At 68.2% G+C, this 19,792-nt stretch carries 19 protein-coding genes and 2 tRNA genes; 11 read left to right on the forward strand and 10 right to left on the reverse strand.

The window, feature by feature from the left end:
* The first annotated feature begins 40 nt into the window (after positions 1–40).
* Positions 41–1,216 (forward strand): ribonuclease D, encoded by a 1,176-nt coding sequence (gene rnd / locus FFS23_RS02730; RefSeq protein ID WP_038659490.1) that lies wholly within the window; start codon positions 41–43, stop codon positions 1,214–1,216.
* Positions 1,213–1,497 (forward strand): I78 family peptidase inhibitor, encoded by a 285-nt coding sequence (locus FFS23_RS02735; RefSeq protein ID WP_137897348.1) that lies wholly within the window; start codon positions 1,213–1,215, stop codon positions 1,495–1,497. The genes rnd and FFS23_RS02735 overlap by 4 nt, the downstream gene beginning before the upstream one ends.
* Here the strand turns inward: FFS23_RS02735 and FFS23_RS02740 are convergent, their stop codons facing one another.
* The 4 genes from FFS23_RS02740 to FFS23_RS02755 all read right to left on the reverse strand — a co-directional run bounded on the left by FFS23_RS02740 (position 1,498) and on the right by FFS23_RS02755 (position 7,137).
* Complete coding sequence (locus FFS23_RS02740; RefSeq protein WP_137897349.1) at positions 1,498–2,961, reverse strand: Ppx/GppA family phosphatase; 1,464 nt, start codon at positions 2,959–2,961, stop codon at positions 1,498–1,500. It abuts the gene before it with no gap.
* Positions 2,962–3,094: 133 nt separating this feature from the next.
* Complete coding sequence (locus FFS23_RS02745; protein WP_137897350.1) at positions 3,095–5,260, reverse strand: RNA degradosome polyphosphate kinase; 2,166 nt, start codon at positions 5,258–5,260, stop codon at positions 3,095–3,097.
* Complete coding sequence (locus tag FFS23_RS02750; protein ID WP_038659502.1) at positions 5,257–5,895, reverse strand: HdaA/DnaA family protein; 639 nt, start codon at positions 5,893–5,895, stop codon at positions 5,257–5,259. Before FFS23_RS02750 ends, FFS23_RS02745 begins: the two co-directional genes overlap by 4 nt.
* Positions 5,896–5,898: 3 nt before the next feature.
* Positions 5,899–7,137 (reverse strand): heavy-metal-associated domain-containing protein, encoded by a 1,239-nt coding sequence (locus FFS23_RS02755; RefSeq protein ID WP_137897351.1) that lies wholly within the window; start codon positions 7,135–7,137, stop codon positions 5,899–5,901.
* 134 nt (positions 7,138–7,271) lie between these two features.
* On the opposite strand from FFS23_RS02755, the gene purM reads away from it, so the two are divergent.
* From purM to FFS23_RS02775, 4 genes are read left to right on the forward strand one after another with little or no spacing between them, the layout of a single operon-like run.
* Positions 7,272–8,384 (forward strand): phosphoribosylformylglycinamidine cyclo-ligase, encoded by a 1,113-nt coding sequence (purM, locus tag FFS23_RS02760; RefSeq protein WP_137897352.1) that lies wholly within the window; start codon positions 7,272–7,274, stop codon positions 8,382–8,384.
* Positions 8,377–8,931, forward strand: a complete 555-nt coding sequence (gene purN, locus FFS23_RS02765; protein WP_137897353.1) for a phosphoribosylglycinamide formyltransferase — start codon at positions 8,377–8,379, stop codon at positions 8,929–8,931. Before purM ends, purN begins: the two co-directional genes overlap by 8 nt.
* Positions 8,928–9,218: a hypothetical protein gene (locus FFS23_RS02770; protein WP_038659513.1), complete on the forward strand. Its 291-nt coding sequence runs from the start codon at positions 8,928–8,930 to the stop codon at positions 9,216–9,218. Before purN ends, FFS23_RS02770 begins: the two co-directional genes overlap by 4 nt.
* Positions 9,215–9,805 carry a hypothetical protein gene (locus tag FFS23_RS02775; protein WP_137897354.1) on the forward strand — a complete coding sequence of 197 codons (591 nt, stop codon included), beginning with the start codon at positions 9,215–9,217 and terminating at the stop codon, positions 9,803–9,805. Before FFS23_RS02770 ends, FFS23_RS02775 begins: the two co-directional genes overlap by 4 nt.
* Here the strand turns inward: FFS23_RS02775 and FFS23_RS02780 are convergent.
* Positions 9,802–11,073, reverse strand: a complete 1,272-nt coding sequence (locus tag FFS23_RS02780; RefSeq protein WP_171009330.1) for a methyltransferase family protein — start codon at positions 11,071–11,073, stop codon at positions 9,802–9,804. The two genes, FFS23_RS02775 and FFS23_RS02780, sit on opposite strands and share 4 nt — an antisense overlap.
* 129 nt (positions 11,074–11,202) lie before the next feature.
* Between FFS23_RS02780 and FFS23_RS02785 the strand changes: the two genes are divergently transcribed.
* Positions 11,203–11,276 (forward strand) — tRNA-Gly (locus tag FFS23_RS02785).
* 53 nt (positions 11,277–11,329) lie between these two features.
* Here FFS23_RS02785 and FFS23_RS02790 read toward each other — a convergent pair.
* The 4 genes from FFS23_RS02790 to FFS23_RS02805 all read right to left on the reverse strand — a co-directional run bounded on the left by FFS23_RS02790 (position 11,330) and on the right by FFS23_RS02805 (position 14,148).
* The gene (locus FFS23_RS02790; RefSeq protein WP_137897355.1) at positions 11,330–12,115 is read right to left on the reverse strand and encodes an SDR family NAD(P)-dependent oxidoreductase; all 786 of its coding nucleotides are present in this window, start codon (positions 12,113–12,115) and stop codon (positions 11,330–11,332) included.
* A 28-nt stretch (positions 12,116–12,143) separates the two neighbouring features.
* Positions 12,144–13,325 (reverse strand): zinc-dependent alcohol dehydrogenase, encoded by a 1,182-nt coding sequence (locus FFS23_RS02795; RefSeq protein WP_137897356.1) that lies wholly within the window; start codon positions 13,323–13,325, stop codon positions 12,144–12,146.
* A complete protein-coding gene (locus FFS23_RS02800; RefSeq protein WP_137897357.1) occupies positions 13,322–13,897 on the reverse strand; it encodes an SRPBCC family protein in 576 nt (191 codons plus the stop codon). The genes FFS23_RS02795 and FFS23_RS02800 overlap by 4 nt, the downstream gene beginning before the upstream one ends.
* A gap of 165 nt (positions 13,898–14,062) precedes the next feature.
* Positions 14,063–14,148: transfer RNA gene (locus FFS23_RS02805), tRNA-Tyr, on the reverse strand.
* A gap of 152 nt (positions 14,149–14,300) precedes the next feature.
* On the opposite strand from FFS23_RS02805, the gene FFS23_RS02810 reads away from it, so the two are divergent.
* Both FFS23_RS02810 and rlmB read left to right on the forward strand, forming a co-directional pair.
* Entirely contained in the window at positions 14,301–15,896 is a 1,596-nt protein-coding gene (locus tag FFS23_RS02810; protein WP_137897358.1) for a M20/M25/M40 family metallo-hydrolase, read from the forward strand.
* Positions 15,897–15,929: 33 nt separating this feature from the next.
* Entirely contained in the window at positions 15,930–16,673 is a 744-nt protein-coding gene (gene rlmB, locus FFS23_RS02815; RefSeq protein WP_137897359.1) for a 23S rRNA (guanosine(2251)-2'-O)-methyltransferase RlmB, read from the forward strand.
* Positions 16,674–16,960: 287 nt separating this feature from the next.
* Here rlmB and FFS23_RS02820 read toward each other — a convergent pair whose 3' ends face one another.
* The gene (locus FFS23_RS02820; protein ID WP_038659532.1) at positions 16,961–17,278 is read right to left on the reverse strand and encodes a 2Fe-2S iron-sulfur cluster-binding protein; all 318 of its coding nucleotides are present in this window, start codon (positions 17,276–17,278) and stop codon (positions 16,961–16,963) included.
* Positions 17,279–17,335: 57 nt separating this feature from the next.
* Here FFS23_RS02820 and FFS23_RS02825 point away from each other — a divergent pair, with 57 nt between their 5' ends.
* Together FFS23_RS02825 and FFS23_RS02830 are read left to right on the forward strand one after the other, a co-directional pair.
* A complete protein-coding gene (locus FFS23_RS02825; RefSeq protein WP_137897360.1) occupies positions 17,336–17,971 on the forward strand; it encodes a DNA-3-methyladenine glycosylase family protein in 636 nt (211 codons plus the stop codon).
* A gap of 466 nt (positions 17,972–18,437) precedes the next feature.
* A complete protein-coding gene (locus FFS23_RS02830) occupies positions 18,438–19,745 on the forward strand; it encodes an Nramp family divalent metal transporter (RefSeq protein WP_137897361.1) in 1,308 nt (435 codons plus the stop codon).
* Positions 19,746–19,792: the final 47 nt, after the last annotated feature.

The following is a 19,792-nucleotide window of genomic DNA, read 5'->3' on the forward strand; positions in this document are numbered from 1 at the left end:
TGGCTTTGTCAACCCGGCCGCGTGTGGCTATGGCAATGCCATGCATATCCACCCGTTGATTACAGACAGCGCCAGCCTCGCCAATCTGTGTGCCCGCCTCGCCAATGCCGACTTCGTGACCGTCGACACCGAATTCATGCGCGAGAGCACCTATTATCCCGAATTGTGCCTGATCCAGATCGCCGACGTGAACGAGGCGGCGGCGATCGATCCGATGGCGCCGGGGCTCGACATGACGCCGCTGCTCGAATTGCTCACCGAGAATCAGGACGTGCTCAAGGTTGTCCACGCCGGCGGGCAGGATATCGAAATCATCTACAATCTCACCGGCAAGACGCCGCATCCGCTGTTCGATACGCAGGTCGCGGCGATGGCGCTGGGGCAAGGCGAGCAGATCGGCTATTCCAACCTGGTCGACAGCTGGCTCGGCATCGTCGTCGACAAGGGCGCGCGCTTCACCGACTGGGCGCGCCGGCCGCTCGATGCGCGGCAGATCGAATATGCGATCGGCGACGTGACGCATCTCGCGGTGATCTTCCCCAAGATGCTGGAACGGCTGCGCAAGACCGGGCGCGGCGTGTGGCTCGACCAAGAGATGGAGCGGCTCGCCGACCCGGCCAATTACGCCAACGATCCCGATCAGGCGTGGAAGCGCGTGCGCATTTCGGGGCGCAAGCCCGACGTGCTCGGGCGGCTCAAGGCGCTGGCGCGCTGGCGCGAGCTGGAGGCGCAGTCGAAGGACCTGCCGCGCGGGCGGATCGTCAAGGACGAGACGCTGGGCGACATCGCCGGCCATCCGCCGCGCAAACAGGCCGATCTCGCCAAGGTGCGCGGCCTGTCGGCGACCTGGGCGTCGAACGATATCGGCGGGCGGCTGATGGCGGCGATCGAATCGGCGGCACCGCTTGGCGCCGACGAGCTGCCGCCGCGCGACGATCGCAAGCCCGGGCTGGGCAAGGAGGGCGCGCTGGTCGCCGATCTGCTCAAGCTGCTGCTCAAGATCCGCTCGCGCGATATCGACGTCGCGTCGCGGCTGCTGGCGCGGTCGGAAGAGCTGGAAGCGCTCGCCGCCGGGGTGCGCACCGGATTGCCGATGCTGGAGGGCTGGCGCTTCGACCAGTTCGGGCGCGATGCGCTCGATCTGGTCGAGGGGCGGCTCGGCTTCGCGGTGCGCGGCGGCAAGCTCAAGATGACGCGAACGGAGGAAGCAGCATGATGCGGTTGGCCTTTCTACTGCCGGTGCTCGCGGCAGGATGTGCGACGATGCCAGCGCCCGAGCCCGAACGGGGCCCGTGCGTGATCGACGAAGCGGTCAAGATCCGCTTCGCAGGCGTCAAGTTCCGCGAGCGGATGCGGCCCGAGATCGAGCATATGACGCATTCGGCGATCTCGCGGGTAATCCATCCCGACGATGTCACGACGCAGGATTTCCGCGTCGACCGGCTGAACATCCTGCTCGACGACGGCGGGCTGATCAGCGGACTGAAGTGCGGCTGATCACCTGATCGCGAGGCGCGGCTTGCGCTTGAGCGCCGTGGCCAGCGCGGTGTGGCGACGCTCGACCGTCTCGGCATAGAGCGGCCGGTCCGCCTCGGTCAGCGACAAGGCGACGTGACCGGGGACCAGCGCCAGCGATGCGCGCTGCAGCGGCCCGGCGAGACCGGCGCTGAACCGCTGGCCTAGGCGGATCGCCAGCCCCCAGTCGATCGCCAGCGCGATCTGGCCGGTGCTGGCGAGGCCGGCGAGCAGGGGATGCGGCGTCGTGCTGCCGCCGAGGCTGGTGTGCAACGCCTGCGCGAGCATCGCCCGTTCGGGCGCGTCGATCGCCACCCAATTGCCGTGCAGCGCGACCTCGAACCCGCGCTCGTCGCGGAATTCGGGATTGGCGCGCCAGCCGGTATCGGCGAGCAGACAGGCGGCATGGCGGATTCGCGCAAGCTCCGGCGTATCGTCGGGGAAGAGCGGTGCGATCCAGGCGGCGAGCAGGTCGCCGTGCTCGGCGAAGCGGCCGAGCAATTTGCCCTCCTCGCGCGCGGCGACGATCAGCGGGTCGAGCGCCCGCGTTTTCGGATCGAGCGTCGCATAGAGCAACCCCTCGCGGAGGCCGAAGGTCGAGGCCATCGCGCTTGCCGAGCCGAGTTCGCGCATCACCACCGACAGCAGCGCGGTGGCGTCGCCGAGCTGCGCGGCGCGAACCGACGACATGCCGGGCACGCTGCGCAGCCGCGGGCGCGAGAGGTGCGCGATGCTGCGGCCGAGGCGACCGACGGTTTCGGGGGCGAGGCTGTAGCCGTGGATGATCGGCAGCGGATAATGCGTCAGGCTCATGTCGAGCCGCGCCAGCGCGCGCCACGATCCGCCGACCATGTAGAGCGGCAGGCCCCTGCCCCGCCCGGTCCAGCCCGCCTCGGCGATCAGCCGGGTGACGTGGCGGTCGAACGCCGGGCCACGGCTGGCGCGCAGCGCGGCGATGCGCAGTACGCCGAGCGGGAAGGAAATGCGGTCGGTGACGGTGCCGGCGACGACGCGGACGAGTTCGAGGCTGCCGCCGCCGAGATCGCCGACGATGCCGTCCGCATCGGGGATCGCCGACAGCACCCCCATGCCCGCGGCGGTCGCCTCCTGCTCGCCGGAAAGGAGCTCGACGGTGAGGCCGAGGTCCTTCGCGGCGGCGATGAAGGCGGCGCCGTTGCTCGCATCGCGCACCGCGGCGGTGGCGACCGTGCGGACGGGGGCGTCCATTTCGCGGGCGACCATCGCGAAGCGGCGCAGCGCGCCGATCGCGAGCGCCATGCTGTCCGCGTCGATCGCGCCGGTCGCGGCGAGGCTGCGGCCGAGCCCGGCCATCACCTTTTCGTTGAACAGCGTCGCGGGAATGCGCGGATGGCCCTGATACACCACCAGCCGCACCGAATTGGAGCCGATGTCGATGATGCCGGTGCGGGGATAGGGGTCGGTCATTGCCGGCTCAACGGCCGGCGCGGGCTGGTGTTCAGATGCGGGTTTGTCGCGCAACGTCGTGATGAACGGCAAACGGACCATCAGCGGGCGTCCGCGGCGGGCCGCACACCCCGGACCCCGCCCCGATCCGCCGTCATCGCCGCCGCCGCAGCGCCAGCGTCGGCACCGCGTTGCTTTCCGCCAGCGCCGCGCCGCGGCCGGAGAGCGACGGGTTGGTCATGAAATAGCGGTGGAGGTTGAACGGCTTGTCGCCCGGCGTCTCGCGGACGTAGCGGCCGTCCGATTCCAGTTCCCAGCTTTGTTCGGTGTCGATGAGGTTGGCGACCATCACCTGGTCGAGCACCTGATCGTGCACCGTCGGATTCTCGATCGGCAGCATATATTCGACGCGCCGGTCGAAATTGCGCGGCATCCAGTCGGCCGAGGAGATGAACACCTTGGCGCCGTCGTTGGGCAGCGCCGCGCCGTTGCCGAAGCAGAAGATGCGGCTGTGTTCGAGGAAGCGGCCGATGATCGACTTGACGCGGATATGTTCGGACATGCCCGGCACGCCGGGGCGCAGGCAGCAGATGCCACGGATGATCAGGTCGATCTCGACCCCAGCGCCGCTCGCCTCATACAATTTATCGATGATCGCGGGATCGACGAGGCTGTTCATCTTCGCCCATACCGCCCCGGTCTTGCCGACCCGCGCATTGGCGATCTCGACGTCGATGAGGTCGAGCAGCTTCTGACGCAGGTCGCGGGGCGAGAGGCTGAGCTTGGTGATGTCGGTCGGCTCGACATAGCCGGTGACGTAGTTGAACATCTGCGCCGCATCGCGCCCCATCCGCGGATCGGCGGTGAAGAAGCTGAGATCGGTATAGATGCGCGCGGTGACCGGGTGATAATTGCCGGTGCCGAAGTGGCAATAGGTGCGGAACCGGCCATCCTCGCGGCGCACCACCATGGAGACCTTGGCGTGCGTCTTCCATTCGAGGAAGCCGTAGACGACCTGTACGCCGGCGCGTTCGAGCGCGCTCGCCCACAAGATGTTCTGCTCCTCGTCGAAGCGAGCGCGCAGTTCGACCACCGCGGTGACCGACTTGCCCGCCTCGGCGGCGGCGATCAGCGCGTTGATCACCGCGGGCTGCTTGCCCGCGCGATACAGCGTCTGCTTGATCGCGATGACGTCAGGGTCGAGCGCCGCCTGTTTGAGGAAGGCGAGGACGACGTCAAACGTCTCATAGGGGTGATGGACGATGATGTCCTTCGCGCGGATCGCCGCGAAGCAATCGCCGCCGAATTCGCGGATGCGCTCGGGGAAGCGGGGCACGAAGGGCAGGAACTTGAGGTCGGGGCGATCCTCGTCGATCACCGCGTCGAGATCGCCGATGCTGAGCAGATTGCCGCTCTCGGTGATCGTCGCATCGGCGCCGCCCAGCTCGTGGCGCAGCACCTTGGCGAGCGCGTCGGGCATTCCCGTCTCGAGTTCGAGCCGGATGACGCGGCCGCGGCGGCGACGCTTAATTGCATTGGCGAAGTAGCGGACGAGATCCTCCGCCTCCTCGTCGATCTCGATGTCGCTGTCGCGCAGTACACGGAAGGCGGCGGCACCCACCAGCGTATAGCCGGGGAAGAGTACCGGGGCGAAGCGCTTGAGCAGCGCCTCGATCGACACGTAACGCGCGGGCTCGCCGGGCAAGCGGACGAAGCGCGGCGCACTTGCCGGGATCATCACCAGCTCGCGTACCGGCTCGCCGTCCGAATCGCGGACGACGTCGAACATCACCGACAGCCCCTTGTTCGGGATGAACGGGAAAGGATGCGCGGGATCGAGCGCCTGCGGCGTGAGGATCGGGAAAATCTGTTCGCGGAAATGCGCCTCGAGCCATTCGGCGTCTTCCGCGTCGACCTCGTCGCGGCGCAGGACGTGAAGGCCGGCCTCGTCGAGCAGGGTGCGCAGGTCGCCCCACACCGCCTGCTGGCTCGCCATAAGCGCATCCGCCTCGCGGGTGATCGCGGCAAGCTGTTGCCCCGGCGTCAGACCGTCCGACGAGCGGCGGTCGACGTCCTTGAGCTGCTGCCCCTTCAGGCCGGCGACGCGGACCATGAAGAATTCGTCGAGGTTGTTGCCCGAGATCGACAGGAAGCGGAGCCGCTCGAGCAGTGGATGCGCCGGATTGCACGCTTCCTCGAGCACGCGCCGGTTGAAGGCGAGCCACGACAGCTCGCGATTGAAATAGCGATCGTTCACTTCAGGAACAAACGGATCGTCATCGGGAGCGGCGAGATGCGAGAGGTGGATTGGACGTGTCATACTTCGGTCATAGGTAGCAACGGTTGCGGTTGCGTGACGATCCCCGCCGCGGTCAAAACAGTGCGCGCCAGCGGGATCGACAGGCGACGGCGGCTTTCCAGCACCTCCTGATCGAGCGCGTCGACGACGCGCTGGACGATGACGTGGCTGCGTTCGATCCGCGTGCTGAGCCAGCTCACCAGATCGGGCCGTGCGTCGAGCCCGCGACGGTTGAACAGATGCGCCAGCAATGCGGCGATCAGTTCGTCGTCGGGCGCGCCGATCGCGGCATGCGGGCTGGCGGCGAGGCGCGAGCGCAGATCGGGCAGTTTGACCGCCCAGCTCGGCGGCAGCGCGTCGGCGACGATGACCAGCGGCCGCCCTTCCGCCTGTGCCTGGTTCCAGGCGTGGAAGATCTGCGCCTCGGGCACCGCCTCGGCATCGTCGATGATCCGGCCCTGGCTCTTGGCGGCGAAGATGCGCGCGAGCAGGCTGCGGCCGGATTTCCGCGGGCCGGTCAGCACCGCCGCCATCACCGGCCAGCTCGCCCATTGCTCCAGCACCTGCGCGGCGCGGATGTTGGACGGGGTGACGAGAAAGGCGTCGTCCTTGGGGTCGGCCGGCCACCCGAGGGGCAGCGCCAATTGGTTGCTCATGCGTCAGCCGGTCGGACTGGCGGAGGCGGCGGGTGCCGGTGCCGCACGGCGGATGCGCAGCGTCTGGCCCGAACCGCTGACCTGATAACCGCGCACCTCCAGCGCCGCCCGCAACGCATCGGGATCACCGTCATAGGTGACGCGCATCAGCGACAGACCGCCGAGCGCGAGGCTGGTGGTGCTCGCCGCGCGGACGCCGGGGATGCTGCGCACCAGCCCTTCGGTGTTCGCCACCGCGCTCGCGCCCGGCGTCTCGAACTGGATGGTGAGCGGGATGCCGGCGTTGGCGGCGCCGGTGTCGCCGACGATCTCGGCGAGCGTCTCGCCGCTCGCCGCGTCGTCGATCGCGTCGGGGTCGACCACCGGCTCGGGCGGCGGCGGCGGCGACAAAGACGGGTCGACGCCGAGCGCGCCGCCGCGCAGCGCCTGCTGGAACAGCGCATCCATGCGGGTGACGCCGGTGTCGAGCAGTCGCGGCAGGCCGGCGGCACTGCCGACGCGCAGCGTGAAGCTGCCGATCAATTCGTTGTCGGGGCCGTGACGCGCCTGGAACACGCCGATCACCGGCCCGCCGGGATAGCTGCGATAGAGGCGGACGACGGGGATGAGAATGTCGGCGGCGCCATATTGGTCGATCACCGTCCGCCACCAGCCGCGCCCCGGTCGCGCGATCTGGCCGGCGTTGAGCAGCAGCGAATCGGCACCATTGCCCGAGGGGCGGACGTAATCGACGGCACTGTTGCCGGTGCGGAAGCGTGCCCAGGCCTCCTGCCAGTCGGTGCGCTGTTCGAACACCGTCTCGACCCCGCCCGACACCTGCAGCGGCAGGAGCAGCATCGGCCGCGACCGGTCCGAATAGGCGCTGATGCCGAGTACCGATGCGGCGCGGCTGCGGTTGAACAGCACGCCGAGCTTGGCGATATAGCGGGTCGGGCCGAGCTGTTCGTTCTCGACGACGATGCCGGAGACAAGCTGGTCGAGCGTGCCGTCCGAGACGAGGCCACCGTCGCCACCGAGCCGCTTCGCAAGCTGCACCCAGGCCTTGCGCTGCGCCAGCCGCCAGCCGCCGAGCCGCGCCGCCTGCGCCGTCCTGCCGGCGACGTCGACATCGACGCCGCTGACCTCGAAATCGCCCGAACTGTCGACCGGGGCGACGCCGCGCCCGCCCTCGATCTGCGCATAGGCGCCGGCGGCGAGCAGCAGGGCCGCACCGGCGAGCGAGGGAAACAGGGGGATGCGCATGTCGCGGGCCTTTTGGCGAAGCCGGCGGGTGATGCCAAGCGGGATGTGCGGCGACCGTCATTCCCCCGCCCGGCGGGAGCGGTATTCGGTTCGGCATTGCCAGCAACCATCGCAAATCGTAGCAGGCTGGCCGGATGAGCAACCCGCCCTCCCCGTCCGACCAGTCCTACACCTATGCCGATGCCGGCGTGTCGATCGCCGCGGGGAACGCGCTGGTCCGCGCGATCGGGCCGCTCGCCAAGGCGACGCGCCGGCCCGGTGCCGATGCCGAGCTCGGCGGCTTCGGCGGCATGTTCGACCTCAAGGCGGCCGGGTTCAACGACCCGCTGCTCGTCGCCGCCAACGACGGCGTCGGCACCAAGCTCAAGCTCGCGATCGAATGGGACCGGCACGAAGGCGTCGGCGTCGACCTCGTCGCGATGTGCGCCAACGATCTGATCGTCCAGGGCGCCGAGCCTTTGTTCTTCCTCGATTATTATGCGACCGCCAAGCTCGACAACGGCATTGCCGAGCGCGTCGTCGCGTCGATCGCAGAGGGCTGCCGGCAGGCGGGCTGTGCGCTGATCGGGGGCGAGACCGCCGAGATGCCCGGCATGTACGCGCCGGGCGATTACGACCTCGCCGGCTTCTGCGTCGGCGCGGTCGAGCGCGACCGCGTGCTGACCGGGCGCGAAATCGCCGCGGGCGACGTGATCCTCGGCCTCGCCTCGTCGGGCGTCCATTCGAACGGCTTCTCGCTCGTCCGCCGGCTGGCGGCGGACCGCGGCTGGAAGCTCGACCGTCCCGCGCTGTTCGATGCCGACCGGCTGCTGATCGACATCCTGATGGCGCCGACGCGCATCTATGTCGCCAGCCTGCTGCCGCTGCTGCGCGAGGGCGCGATCAAGGGGCTGGCGCATATCACCGGCGGCGGGCTGCTCGAGAATATCCCGCGCGTGCTGCCCGATGGCGCGCATGCGGTGATCGATGCCGATGCGTGGGAGCAGTCGCGGCTGATGGCCTTCCTCCAGGCGCAGGGCGCGATCGAGCCCGAGGAAATGGCGCGCACCTTCAACTGCGGGATCGGCATGGCGGTGGTCGTCGCGGCGGAGCGCGCCGAAACGGTCGCAGCGGCGCTTACCACGGCCGGCGAGACGGTACACCGCATCGGCATGGTCGAGGCGGGGACGCGCGGCTGCACCGTGCGCGGCTCGACCGAGACGTGGAGCGCCCGGAGCGACTGGACGGCAACGCACCACCATGGATGATGCGAAGACGGTCGGCATCCTGATCTCGGGACGCGGCTCGAACATGATGGCGCTGGTCGAGGCGGGGATCCCCGTCGCGCTGGTCGCCTCCGATAAGCCCGACGCGGCCGGTCTCGCCTGGGCGCGGGGGCGCGGCATCGCGACCTTCGCCCTGTCGCCCAAGGGGATCGGCAAGGCTGCTTATGAGGCGCAGCTCGACGCGGCACTGCGCGAGGCGGGGTGCGAGGTGATCGCGCTGGCCGGCTATATGCGGCTGCTGTCGGACGCATTCGTCGCACGATGGCGCGACCGGATCGTCAACATCCATCCTTCGCTGCTGCCCAAGTACAAGGGGCTCGACACCCATGCGCGGGCGATCGCCGCCGGCGATGCGGTCGCCGGCTGTTCGGTGCATATCGTCACCGAGGAGCTGGACGGCGGCGCGCTGCTCGGCCAGGCCGAGGTGCCGGTGCTGGCCGGCGACACCCCCGATACGCTCGCCGCGCGGGTGCTCGCCGCCGAACACCGTCTGTATCCCCAGATCCTCAAGGAATTCGTGACGCGATGACCGACGTTTCCCCTGTGCTGGCGCGGGTACGCGCCGTCGCCCTGCTGCTGCCCGACGTCGAGGAGCGTACGCAGGATGGCCACAGCTTCGTCGTCGGCGACGCCGCCTTCGTGCGGGTGCGCGATGGGGAGAATGGTGCGGCCGTGGTGCAGGTGCTCGACGACGTCCACCATTGGGCCGATGTCGCGATCGGCGCGGATACCGACTGGACGCTGGTCGAGGACCGGATCGCGCATAGCTGGGAGCTGGCCGCGCCGCGCGACCTGCTCGAAGCGGGCGGGCGATGAGCGAGACGCGCGATCAGGCGCAGACCCGCCGGCGCTGGATCACGCTCGCCGAGGTGGTCGCGGTCGCCGGCGTCGTGATCGCCGCGCTGACGCTCTACAGCAACTGGCAGGACCGGCGGCAGGCGGCGGCCGACAAGGCGATCGAACAGGCGAGCGCGACGCGCGACAAGACGCGCTTCGTGCTGCGCGGCGCGCCCGACAAGGACAAGCGGACGATCGTGCTGGCGCGGGAGGAGGCGCACCCGCTCGGCGACATCCGCGTCAGTTTCCCCGCCGCGCTCGGCGTGTCGCCGCAGGATTCGGTGACGCAGACGATCCCGGCGGACTGGTTCGACAAGGCTTTGCGCCAGGCGACCGACGGCGGCGCGGACGATCTGACCGGGCGGTTGCCGGTGCTGATCCGCTACACCTATTTCACCGACGACCAGCCGACGACGCGGCAGGCGATCTACGACATCGTCTGGCATACCCGGCCGCAGCGCTTCCAGGGCCGCAAGGTCGAGCTGCTCGACCTCCGGCTGCGCGAGACCGGCGGTAACCAGAAGCGCGTCGACGCGCTGTGGGCGAAGGACCAGCCGAAGGTCTAGCGACCGACCAGCCAGCGGCCGAAGCGCGGCACCGCGCCGTGTCGCGTCATCCAGTCGCTATAGGCGCGATACACCGGGTCGAGGCCGAGGTGGCGTTCCTCGGTACGCGCGCGCCAGTAATAGATGCCGCTGACCACGCCCATCAGCGCGGTCGCGCGCACCGCGTCGACCAGGCTGCCCGTCGTCAGGATCGGCACGGTCGACAGCCACCAGAACAGGTTCTTCGACAGATAGGCCGGGTGACGCGACCAGGCGTAGGGACCGTGCGTCAGGATGCCGCGGTGGGTGAGGTTGGAGAAGCGCAGCCCGAATGCGACCGTCGCCCAGGCGTAGACCGCGGTCAGCAGCACGAGGATCGCGCCCCATGACGCCAGGACGGTCGGGTGGCCGGCGAACCATGACGTCCAGTCCTGCGTCCCCGGATGATAGTCGAGCGGGCCGCCTGCCTCCATCAGGATGAACGGCGGATAGCACATCAGCGCGGCGGTCCAGGCGGCGGCATAGGGGTTGGCGCTGCGGATGTGCGCGTCGAGCGGGCGCAGCGTCAGGATATAGCCGACGGTGGCGAAGCTGACGTCGATGACGAACATCAGCCCGATCAGCCATTGTGCGAGCGCGACGGGATCACGGAGGCTCGCCCGATCGGTGTGGATGAAGCCCGCCCAATTGCCGGGCAGCACCGCGAGCATGAAGGCGAGGAAGAACGCCTTGACCGCCCAGGCGCGCAGATGGCCGTAGATCGCCTCGGGCATGACGCCGGGCTGACCGGTCAGCCACGCGCCGAGGTGCCAGGCGCCGTCGCGCGGCTCGACCAGATAGCGGTCGATCCAGAGCACATAGGGCACCGCGAGCACCGCGACGATCGGCATGACCCAGCCGAGGCACCACATGGCGAACGCAAAATTGCCCTCCCAATAGAAGCGGCCGACACCGTAGAGAAAGGCGATACCGCCCCAGGTGAGATACAGGCCGGCGAGCTTGGTCAGGCTGACGTCGCGGCGTTCGACCAGCGGACGTGGGTTATGCCAGTCGATGCCGGTGCTGGCGCGGCGATGCACCTTGTCGACCAGCAGCGACCAGCCGATCATCGGCAGCGCGCAGGCGACGAGCGCGACCAGCGCTGCATAGGGGCCGTCCATGCCGATCGCGAGCGCCGCCACCAGCCAGCCGAACAGCCCGGCGATGCCGGCAAGTCCGACGCCATGGCCGACCGCCGATGCGGGTCGTTCTTCGGCCGGTGCGGCTGGCTGCTCGGTGTTATGCTCCATCACGGCGGTTTAGCGCGGCAACGGTAAGCAAGCCATGAACCACGACATGGCACGATCTTGGGTCTTGACCCCGCATGCCGGGCGACGATAAGCCGCGGCTCGATCGACGCCTACGGGTCGTCAGGTCGTGCGGGTATAGTACAATGGTAGTACAGCAGCCTTCCAAGCTGAATACACGGGTTCGATTCCCGTTACCCGCTCCACCCTCCTGAGCGCGGACGGCTGCGGCCGACGACCGGCCACAGCCGCCGCACGATCAATGGTCGGCGGTCCCGGGTTCCGCCATCTTGCGATGCTGTTCGGCGAGCACCGCATTGGGGGTGACGTTCGCCACCGCCGACTGGATCTTGTTCTTCCAGCCGGAGACGATCGCGGCCTTGCCCTCCATTAGCGCGTCCCAGCCGTCGGCGGCGACCTTGGCGGGATCGTCCTTCTTGGGATCGCTGCCGACATCGGTGTCGAGCATGTCGCCGCGCGCGAAGAACTCGGTGTCGGTCGGCCCCGGCATCAGATTGGTAAGCGTCACGCCGTCGGCATCCTTGATCTCGTTCTGCAAGGCGGCGACGAAGCTGTCCAGGAACGCCTTGCTGCCGTTGTAGACCGCCTGGAACGCGCCCGGGATATAGCCGGCGATCGAGCCCGTCACGAGCACCTTGCCGTCGTTGCGCGCGACCATGTCGCGGAGCACCGTCTGCAACAGATAGGCTGTGCCGGTGATGTTGGTGTCGACCACCGCGCGCCAATCCTCGACCTTCTGGTCGAGGAAGGCGTGGCCGAGACCGCGGCCGGCATTGGCGCAAAGCAGGTCGATGCGCCGCCCGCCCGCGGCGTCAAGCAGCCGATCGACGCCTTCGGGCGTCGACAGATCGGCCTCGAGCGCCTGTACGTCATGCTCATATTGGCGGAAGTCGGCCGCGGCCGATTCGATCAGCGGTTCGTCGGCGACGACGAGGATGTCGTAGCCGTTGCGCGCCGCGAGCGAGGCAAGTTCGAAGCCGATGCCGGTCGATGCGCCGGTGATGATCGCGAATTTGTCAGCCATGTTCGATTATCCTTGCAAGGCGTTGAGGTCAGCCGACCATGTCCGGCTTCAGCACGATCTTGGTCGTTTCGTTCTGGTGGTTCTTAAACAGGTCGTAGCCCTTGGGCGCATCGGTCAGCGGCATGCGGTGCGAGATCAGGAACTCGGTATCGATCTTGTCTTCCAGAATCGCGTTGAGCAGCGCCGGCATGTAATGCTGGACGTGGGTTTGGCCGGTCTTGAGCGTCAGCCCCTTTTCCATGAACGCGCCGAGCGGAAATTTGTCGACGAAGCCGCCATAGACCGCCGGCATCGAGACGCGGCCGCCCTTGCGGCAGGCGATGATCGCCTGACGGATCGAATGCGGCCGATCGGTGCCGAGGAAGGTCGACGCCTTGATCTGGTCGATGATGTTGTCGACGAACATGCCGTGCGCTTCCAGCCCGACCGCGTCGATCACCGCATCGGGGCCGATGCCCCCGGTCATTTCCATCAGCGCCTCATAGGTGGCGCTTTCTTCGAAATTGATCGTCTCGGCGCCGAAGCGCTTGGCGAGTTCGAGGCGATGCGGGAAATGGTCGATCGCGATGACGCGTTCGGCGCCCATCAGGAACGCCGATTGCACCGCGAACAGCCCGACCGGACCGCAGCCCCAGACCGCGACCGTATCGCCCGGCTCGATCTGGGCATATTCGGCCGCCTGCCAGCCGGTCGGCAGGATGTCCGACAGGAACAGCACCTTGTCGTCGGACACGCCGTCGGGGATGACGATCGGGCCGACGTCGCTGAACGGCACGCGGACGTACTCCGCCTGGCCGCCCGCATAGCCGCCGGTCATGTGGCTGTAGCCGAACAGGCCCGACATCTCGTGGCCGTACAGCTCCTGCGCGATATCCTGATTGTCGGCGGACAGGCCGTTGGGGCACGCCGAATATTGATGCTTGCCGCAATGGTAGCAACTGCCGCAGGCGATGGTGAACGGCACCACGACGCGCTGGCCCTTCTTCAGCGTCGACTTGGCGCCGACCTCGACCACCTCGCCCATGAATTCGTGGCCGAGGATGTCGCCCGCCTGCATCGTCGGGATGTAGCCGTCGTAGAGGTGGAGGTCGGAGCCGCAGATCGCGGTCGAGGTGACCTTGATGATGCAGTCACGATCGTTGACGATCTCGGGATCGTCGACGGTGTCGATGCGGACGTCGTGCTTACCGTGCCATGCGAGCGCTTTCACAGGCCCATCTCCTCGAACTGCTTGGGGTTCATCGCGGGCGTGGCGATCTCGCCGGTCTCCATGAGCTGCTTGAAGCGGCGCAGGTCGCGGCGGGCCTGGATGGCGGGCTCGCGCTGGAACATCTTGGCGATCAGCTTGCCGACCACGCCGCCGGGCGGGTCGTAGGCGATCGTCGCGGTCACCACCGTGCCGCGTGGACCGGCGTCGCGAAATTCGATGCGACCGGAGTTGGCGACGTCGGCACCGGGTTCGGAGGTCCAGGCGATCAGCCGGTCCTGCTCCTCCTGCGTGATCCGCGCGTCCCATGCGACGGTCGCGCCGGCGGGGGCCTTGACCACCCAATGCGACAGCTTCGCATCGACGACATCGATCGAGACCACATTCTCCATGAAGTGCGGCAGGTTCGTGAAGTCGCGGAAAAAGTCATAAAGTTCACGCACAGGGCGGTTGATCGTCACCGATCGGCCGGCGACCGCACTGCCCTGCCCCTCGATCAGCGAGGCGGTGGTGGCGTCGGCGGCGTCGCCGTGCTTGTAGGTCGTGGGGGGCGCGTCATCGCGTCGGTCGGTCATGCTGGTCTCCCTGCGCAAGACCGCTCCAACCCGTCTGGAGTCGCACCCGTTCCTATCGTTACGCGTGTGGATTCAAATAGATAAAGCTGATTTTACCATGCGGCGCGGGACGTTTCCGATCGGCGGCGGCGCTGGGTGCAGGCCCTCCCCGCCGAAGCGGGGAGGTGGTGGACAGGGCTGGATTCGAACCAGCGTACGCTTGCACGGGCAGATTTACAGTCTGCTGCCTTTAACCACTCGGCCACCTGTCCAGATGGGCCGCTTCGCTGAAGCGAGGCGGCCTATTGGCGAAGCGAAACGCGGCTGTCAACGCGCCCGCGGCGGTTTTTCGCATCGCCCTCGCCGGCTTGCGCGAACCGCGACCGCCGCCTAGCACCGGCCGCAACGTTCGCCGGGGACCTTCATGCGCCACTTCCTGCTCGCCACCGCCGCCCTTTGCCTCGCCCTGCCCGCCGCGGCGCAGGACCGCGCCGCGCTGGCGACGATCATCGATCAGGGCACCAACCACAGCCAGGTCGTGCAGACCGCGCAATATCTCACCGACGTGATCGGCCCGCGCCTCGCCAATTCGCCGGGTGCGCGCGCCGCCGAGTCATGGACGCAGGGCAAGTTCCGCGAATGGGGGCTGCGCAACGTCCGCAAGGAAGGCTTCGCCTTCGGCCGCGGCTGGGCGATCGAGCGCGCAAGCGTGCGGATGGTGACGCCGCGTGCCGTCCAGCTCATCGCGATTCCGGTCGCCTGGACGCCGGGGACCAACGGCACGATCACCGCGCCCGTCGTCGTCGCGCCGATCGCGCGCGAACGCGATTTCGCCAAATATCGCGGCCAGTTGCGCGGCAAGATCGTGATGGTCAGCCTGCCCCGCGCCGCCAAGGACCCGACCGATCCCGATTTCCGCCGGCTGACCGGCGACGATATCGCGAAGCTCGACCAGTTCCAGCAGCCCGAATACGACCCCGCCAGCATCAACCGCCGCGCCAAGCGGCTCGATTACACCAAGAAGCTCGATGCCTTCCTGAAGGCCGAGGGCGCCGTCGCGATGGCGACGATGTCGTATCGCGACGGCAAGCTCGTCCATGGCGAAGGCTATCTATTCGGTGTCGGCGATACCGCCACGCTGCCCGCGGTGCAGATCGCGCAGGAGGATTATCTGCGCCTCGCCCGCCTCGCCAAGATGGGCCCGGCGCCGACGCTGGAGATCATTAGCGACGTCCGTTTCGACGATGGCGACGTCAACGCCTATAACGTCATCGCCGAGATCCCTGGCACCGACCCCAAGGCCGGCTATGTCATGGCGGGCGCGCATCTCGACAGCTGGGTGGCCGGCGACGGCGCGGCGGACAATGGCGCGGGCTCGGCCGAGGTGATGGAGGCGGCGCGCATCCTCGCCGCGAGCGGCGTGCGGCCGAAGCGGACGATCCGCTTCGTGCTATGGGGCGCGGAAGAGGAAGGGCTGCTCGGCAGCCTCGCTTATACCAAGGCGCATCTCGCCCGCCGCGGTGCGCCGTCGGAACAGCCGGCCGGCGCCGATTACGGCTTCTCGGATCGCTGGCCGATCGTGCCGCTGCCCGGCCATGGCGAGCTCGCCGCCTATTTCAACATCGACAACGGCTCGGGCAAGCTGCGCGGTCTGTATGCCGAGAACAATCCGGCGGTGGTGCCGATCTTCCGCGAATGGCTCGCGCCGCTCGCGTCGATGGGCGCGGCCAACGTCGTCGCGCGGCAGACCGGCGGCACCGATCACGTGCTGCTCCAGCAGGTCGGCATCCCCGGCTTCCAGTTCATCCAGGACCCGCTCGATTACGGCAGCCGCGTCCATCATTCGTCGGTCGACACGTTCGACCATCTCAAGCCCGAGGATCTGCGGCAGGGATCGATCGTCCTCGCCTCGGTCCTGCTCTCCGCCGCCAACGCCGACAAGGCGCTGCCCCGTCCGCCGCTGCCGACGCAGCCGGTGGTCACCGACCCCTTTGCCTATAGCGATGCCAATGATGACTGACACCATGACCCCGATCCCCGCGAGCGCCCGCTGATGGCGCGCCGTGGCCACCGCCCGTCGACCGGCACCGCCAACCGGCCCAAATTCTGGGGCCGGCATCCGGTGACGGCGGCGCTCGCCAATCCGAACCGCGTCGTTCGGAAATTGTGGGGGACGCGCGAGGCGCTCGCCTCGCTCGACATTCCGGCGTCGATGCCCGTCGTCTATGCCGATGTCGCCGATCTCGGCCGGCTGGTGCCGTCCGATGCGCCGCATCAGGGCCTCGTCGCCGAGGTCGAGCCGCTCGAGGACAGCTGGCTCGCCGATCTGCTGATCGAGGGCAAGGACGACCAAAGACCGCTGGTGGTGCTCGATCAGGTCACCGATCCGCACAACGTCGGCGCGATCCTGCGCTCGGCGGCGGCGTTCGACGCGCTCGGCATCGTCACGCAGGACCGCCATGCGCCGCCGGAGAGCGGCACGGTGGCGCGCGCCGCCTCGGGCGCGCTCGAGACGGTGCCGTGGGTGCGCGTCGTCAACCTCGCGCGCGCGCTGGAGGAGATCGCCGAGGCGGGCTTCTGGCGGATCGGCCTCACCGGCCATGCCGAGCAGACGCTGGCGCAGGCGATGGGGACGCAGCGGATCTGCATCGTACTCGGCGCCGAGGGCGAGGGCATGCGCCAGAACACCGAAGCGCATTGCGACGAACTCGCCAAGCTGCCGATCAGCGAGAAGGTGGAGAGTTTGAACGTCTCGAACGCCGCGGCGATCGCGCTGTATGCGGTGGCGGCGCGGTAGACGCGCGAATGGCTGCGCCGCGGGGGCAGGGTCGGATATGGCTACGGTGATGAGGTTCGATCGGCTTCTTCACCAGATTCGTCACCCCGGACTTGTTCCGGGGTCCACCGGGCCACGAGCGATCGATATCGAACCGATCCTATCTCCTCGCCGCAGGGTGGACCCCGGAACAAGTCCGGGGTGACGGGGTGGGCTTGGAAAGCAACGGGCTTAAATGAAGGCTCTTGTGCGATAGCCCCCTTCACCACGGCCTTCGGTCGCGGTCCCCGGCGATAGAGGAATTTAGATCAATCCTCCCCCGCGATCGTCACCTTCAGGCCGTCGAGCGCCGGCGTCATCTGGATCTGGCACGACAGGCGCGAGGTCGCGTTGCGCTCGTCGCTCGAATCGAGCAGATCGTCCTCGTCCGGACCCATCGCCGGCAACCGGTCCGCGAAGGCCGGATCGACATGGACGTGGCAGGTGGCGCAGCTGCAGCAGCCGCCGCACAGCGCGAGCAATTCGTCGATCCCCGCGTCGCGGATCACTTCCATCACCGACAGGCCGGCTTCGCCGTTGATTTCGCGTTCTTCCCCCTCGCGCGTGACGACGATAAGCTTGGGCATGACAGTCTCCGATAAAGGTGTCGCCGGCCATGCCGCGCGACGGGTCAAGGATCAAGCATGGGCCTGAGCGCCGAACAGATTCGCACGGCGATGGACGCACTTGCGCTGACCGAACCCGCCTTCGCCGCCGGCCTCGCCCGCGTCGGCTATCCGCCGCCGCGCATCCGCGAGCGCGGCTATGCGACCTTGCTGCGCACGATCCTCGGCCAGCAGGTCAGCGTCGCCTCCGCCGCGGCGGTCTATCGCAAGCTCGAGACGCTGGTCGGCGATCCCGGCGATCCGCATAACATCCTGGCGGCGAGCGACGAGACGCTGCGCGCCGCCGGCCTGTCGCGGCAGAAGGCGAGCTATGCGCGCAGCCTCGCCGAGGAGGTGACCAGCAAGCGGCTCGATCTCGACCATCTGCCGGCGGACGACGAGGAGGCGATCGCGCAGCTCGTCCGGGTGAAGGGGATCGGCCGCTGGTCGGCGGAGATCTATCTGCTGTTCGCCGAGGGGCGCGAGGACGTCTGGCCGGCGGGCGATCTCGCGGTGCAGATCGAGGTCGGGCGGCTGCTCGGCCATGACGAGCGGCCGTCGGAGAAAGTGACGCGCGCGCTGGCCGAGGCGTGGCGGCCGCATCGCGGCGCGTTGGCGATCTTCACATGGCACCATTATGGTGCAGGTCCCGACGTGGATGCGGCGCCGGTCTAGGCGGGGTCGATCTTCGATATTCGCTGTTTCCGTCGCCCTTTCGTGACCCCGGGTCGACCAACACCCCTGCGGAAGTCTTCATCATCGGTTAGATCAGCCCAGTGCTCCTGCGGACGCAGGAGCCCAGAGCCAAGTGCAACACCGTCTTATGGCGTGCGCGACTCCTGGGCTCCTGCTTTCGCAGGAGCACTGGACTCTCGCAGATGTCTGGGCTCGGGTGTGCCGCTTCTTCGCGATCGGTTCTCGACGAACGTAGCGGGACCCCGGATCAAGTCCGGGGTGACGAGGCTGGGGTGGCGAGGCCGCGTGCGGGTGAACGTCGATCCGGCAGCCCGCATGGCGGGGTGTGGGTGGGCGCAAGTCTCTGATCCGTCGCCTCTCCCTCGTCCGATCGTTGTGGCTGATTGATCCGGCGGGCGCTCTCGCACCTTGCCCGCGCGCGCGGCTTCCGCCACACACCGGCGCCATGACGCCACCCGCTTCTGCCCCAGCCGTTTCCCTCAGTGGCAGTCATCGCAGCATCGCATTGCCCGTCGGCGGCGCCGGCTGGCGGCGGCTGGCGGCGTTCATGGGGCCGGGCTTCCTCGTCGCGGTCGGCTATATGGACCCGGGCAATTGGGCGACCGACATCGCCGGCGGTTCCGCGTTCGGCTATACCCTGCTGTCGGTCATCCTGCTGTCCAACCTGATGGCGATCGTGTTGCAGGCGCTGTCGGTGCGGCTCGGCGTCGCCGCGGGGCTCGACCTCGCGCAGGCGTGCCGGGCCTATTATTCCAAGCCGGTCTCGCTCGTCCTCTGGCTGCTCGCCGAAGTGGCGATCATCGCCTGCGATCTCGCCGAGGTGCTCGGCACCGCGATCGCGCTGCAATTGCTGTTCGGGATTCCGCTGGTCTGGGGGGTGATCGTCACCGCGCTCGACGTGTTCCTGATCCTCGCGCTGCAACGCTACGGCTTCCGCAAGATCGAGGCGTTCATCCTCGCGCTGCTCGTCATCATCGCCGGCTGCTTCGCCTTCGAGCTGTTCTACGCCAAGCCCGACATAAGCGCGGTGCTCGCCGGGCTGGTGCCGACGCCGGGGATCGTCACCGATCCCGCCAAACTCTATCTCGCGATCGGCATCCTCGGCGCGACGGTGATGCCGCACAATCTCTACCTCCATTCGTCAATCGTCCAGACCCGCGCCTTTGCGCCGACCGACGAGGGCAAGGCGGAGGCCGCCAAGCTGGCGACGATCGACAGCACGATCGCGCTCGGCCTCGCCTTCTTCATCAACGCCGCGATCCTGATCGTCGCCGCCGCGGTGTTCCACACCGCCGGCCGCACCGAGATCGCCGAGATCGACGAAGCCTATCGCCTGCTCGCGCCGATGATGGGCGTCGGTGCCGCCAGCGTCGTGTTCGGCGTCGCTCTGCTCGCGTCGGGGCAGAATTCGACCGTCACCGGCACGCTCGCCGGGCAGATCGTGATGGAGGGGTTCCTCAATCTGCGGCTGCCGGTGTGGCTGCGGCGGATGGTGACGCGACTGCTCGCGATCATCCCGGCGGTGTTCGTCGTCGGCCTGTCGGGCGACGGCGGTGCGACCAGATTGCTGGTGCTGAGCCAGGTGGTGCTCAGCCTGCAACTGCCGTTCGCGGTGGTGCCGCTGGTGCTGTTCACCGGCCAGACGCGGGTGATGGGGCGGTTCGTCAGCCCTTTATGGTTGCGCATCGTCGCCTGGACGATCGCCGCGATCATCATCGGGCTTAACCTGACGTTGCTGATCGGCATGCTCTAAGTCCGGGTCGGCGGCACTCGCGGACGATCGCCCCGCCCTCTCCGCCC

Origin of the sequence: Sphingomonas sp. 2SG, from assembly GCF_005503285.1 — a bacterium.
Lineage (GTDB): Bacteria > Pseudomonadota > Alphaproteobacteria > Sphingomonadales > Sphingomonadaceae > Sphingomonas > Sphingomonas taxi.

Bases quoted from the DNA above. Each gene is read 5' to 3' on its own strand.
- rnd (WP_038659490.1), top strand. From the start codon at position 41: ATGCATATCCACCCGTTGATTACAGACAGCGCCAGCCTCGCCAATCTG.
- FFS23_RS02735 (WP_137897348.1), top strand. From the start codon at position 1,213: ATGATGCGGTTGGCCTTTCTACTGCCGGTGCTCGCGGCAGGATGTGCG.
- FFS23_RS02740 (WP_137897349.1), bottom strand. From the start codon at position 2,961: ATGACCGACCCCTATCCCCGCACCGGCATCATCGACATCGGCTCCAAT.
- FFS23_RS02745 (WP_137897350.1), bottom strand. From the start codon at position 5,260: ATGACACGTCCAATCCACCTCTCGCATCTCGCCGCTCCCGATGACGAT.
- FFS23_RS02750 (WP_038659502.1), bottom strand. From the start codon at position 5,895: ATGAGCAACCAATTGGCGCTGCCCCTCGGGTGGCCGGCCGACCCCAAG.
- FFS23_RS02755 (WP_137897351.1), bottom strand. From the start codon at position 7,137: ATGCGCATCCCCCTGTTTCCCTCGCTCGCCGGTGCGGCCCTGCTGCTC.
- purM (WP_137897352.1), top strand. From the start codon at position 7,272: ATGAGCAACCCGCCCTCCCCGTCCGACCAGTCCTACACCTATGCCGAT.
- purN (WP_137897353.1), top strand. From the start codon at position 8,377: ATGGATGATGCGAAGACGGTCGGCATCCTGATCTCGGGACGCGGCTCG.
- FFS23_RS02770 (WP_038659513.1), top strand. From the start codon at position 8,928: ATGACCGACGTTTCCCCTGTGCTGGCGCGGGTACGCGCCGTCGCCCTG.
- FFS23_RS02775 (WP_137897354.1), top strand. From the start codon at position 9,215: ATGAGCGAGACGCGCGATCAGGCGCAGACCCGCCGGCGCTGGATCACG.
- FFS23_RS02780 (WP_171009330.1), bottom strand. From the start codon at position 11,073: ATGGAGCATAACACCGAGCAGCCAGCCGCACCGGCCGAAGAACGACCC.
- FFS23_RS02790 (WP_137897355.1), bottom strand. From the start codon at position 12,115: ATGGCTGACAAATTCGCGATCATCACCGGCGCATCGACCGGCATCGGC.
- FFS23_RS02800 (WP_137897357.1), bottom strand. From the start codon at position 13,897: ATGACCGACCGACGCGATGACGCGCCCCCCACGACCTACAAGCACGGC.
- FFS23_RS02810 (WP_137897358.1), top strand. From the start codon at position 14,301: ATGCGCCACTTCCTGCTCGCCACCGCCGCCCTTTGCCTCGCCCTGCCC.
- rlmB (WP_137897359.1), top strand. From the start codon at position 15,930: ATGGCGCGCCGTGGCCACCGCCCGTCGACCGGCACCGCCAACCGGCCC.
- FFS23_RS02820 (WP_038659532.1), bottom strand. From the start codon at position 17,278: ATGCCCAAGCTTATCGTCGTCACGCGCGAGGGGGAAGAACGCGAAATC.
- FFS23_RS02825 (WP_137897360.1), top strand. From the start codon at position 17,336: ATGGGCCTGAGCGCCGAACAGATTCGCACGGCGATGGACGCACTTGCG.
- FFS23_RS02830 (WP_137897361.1), top strand. From the start codon at position 18,438: ATGACGCCACCCGCTTCTGCCCCAGCCGTTTCCCTCAGTGGCAGTCAT.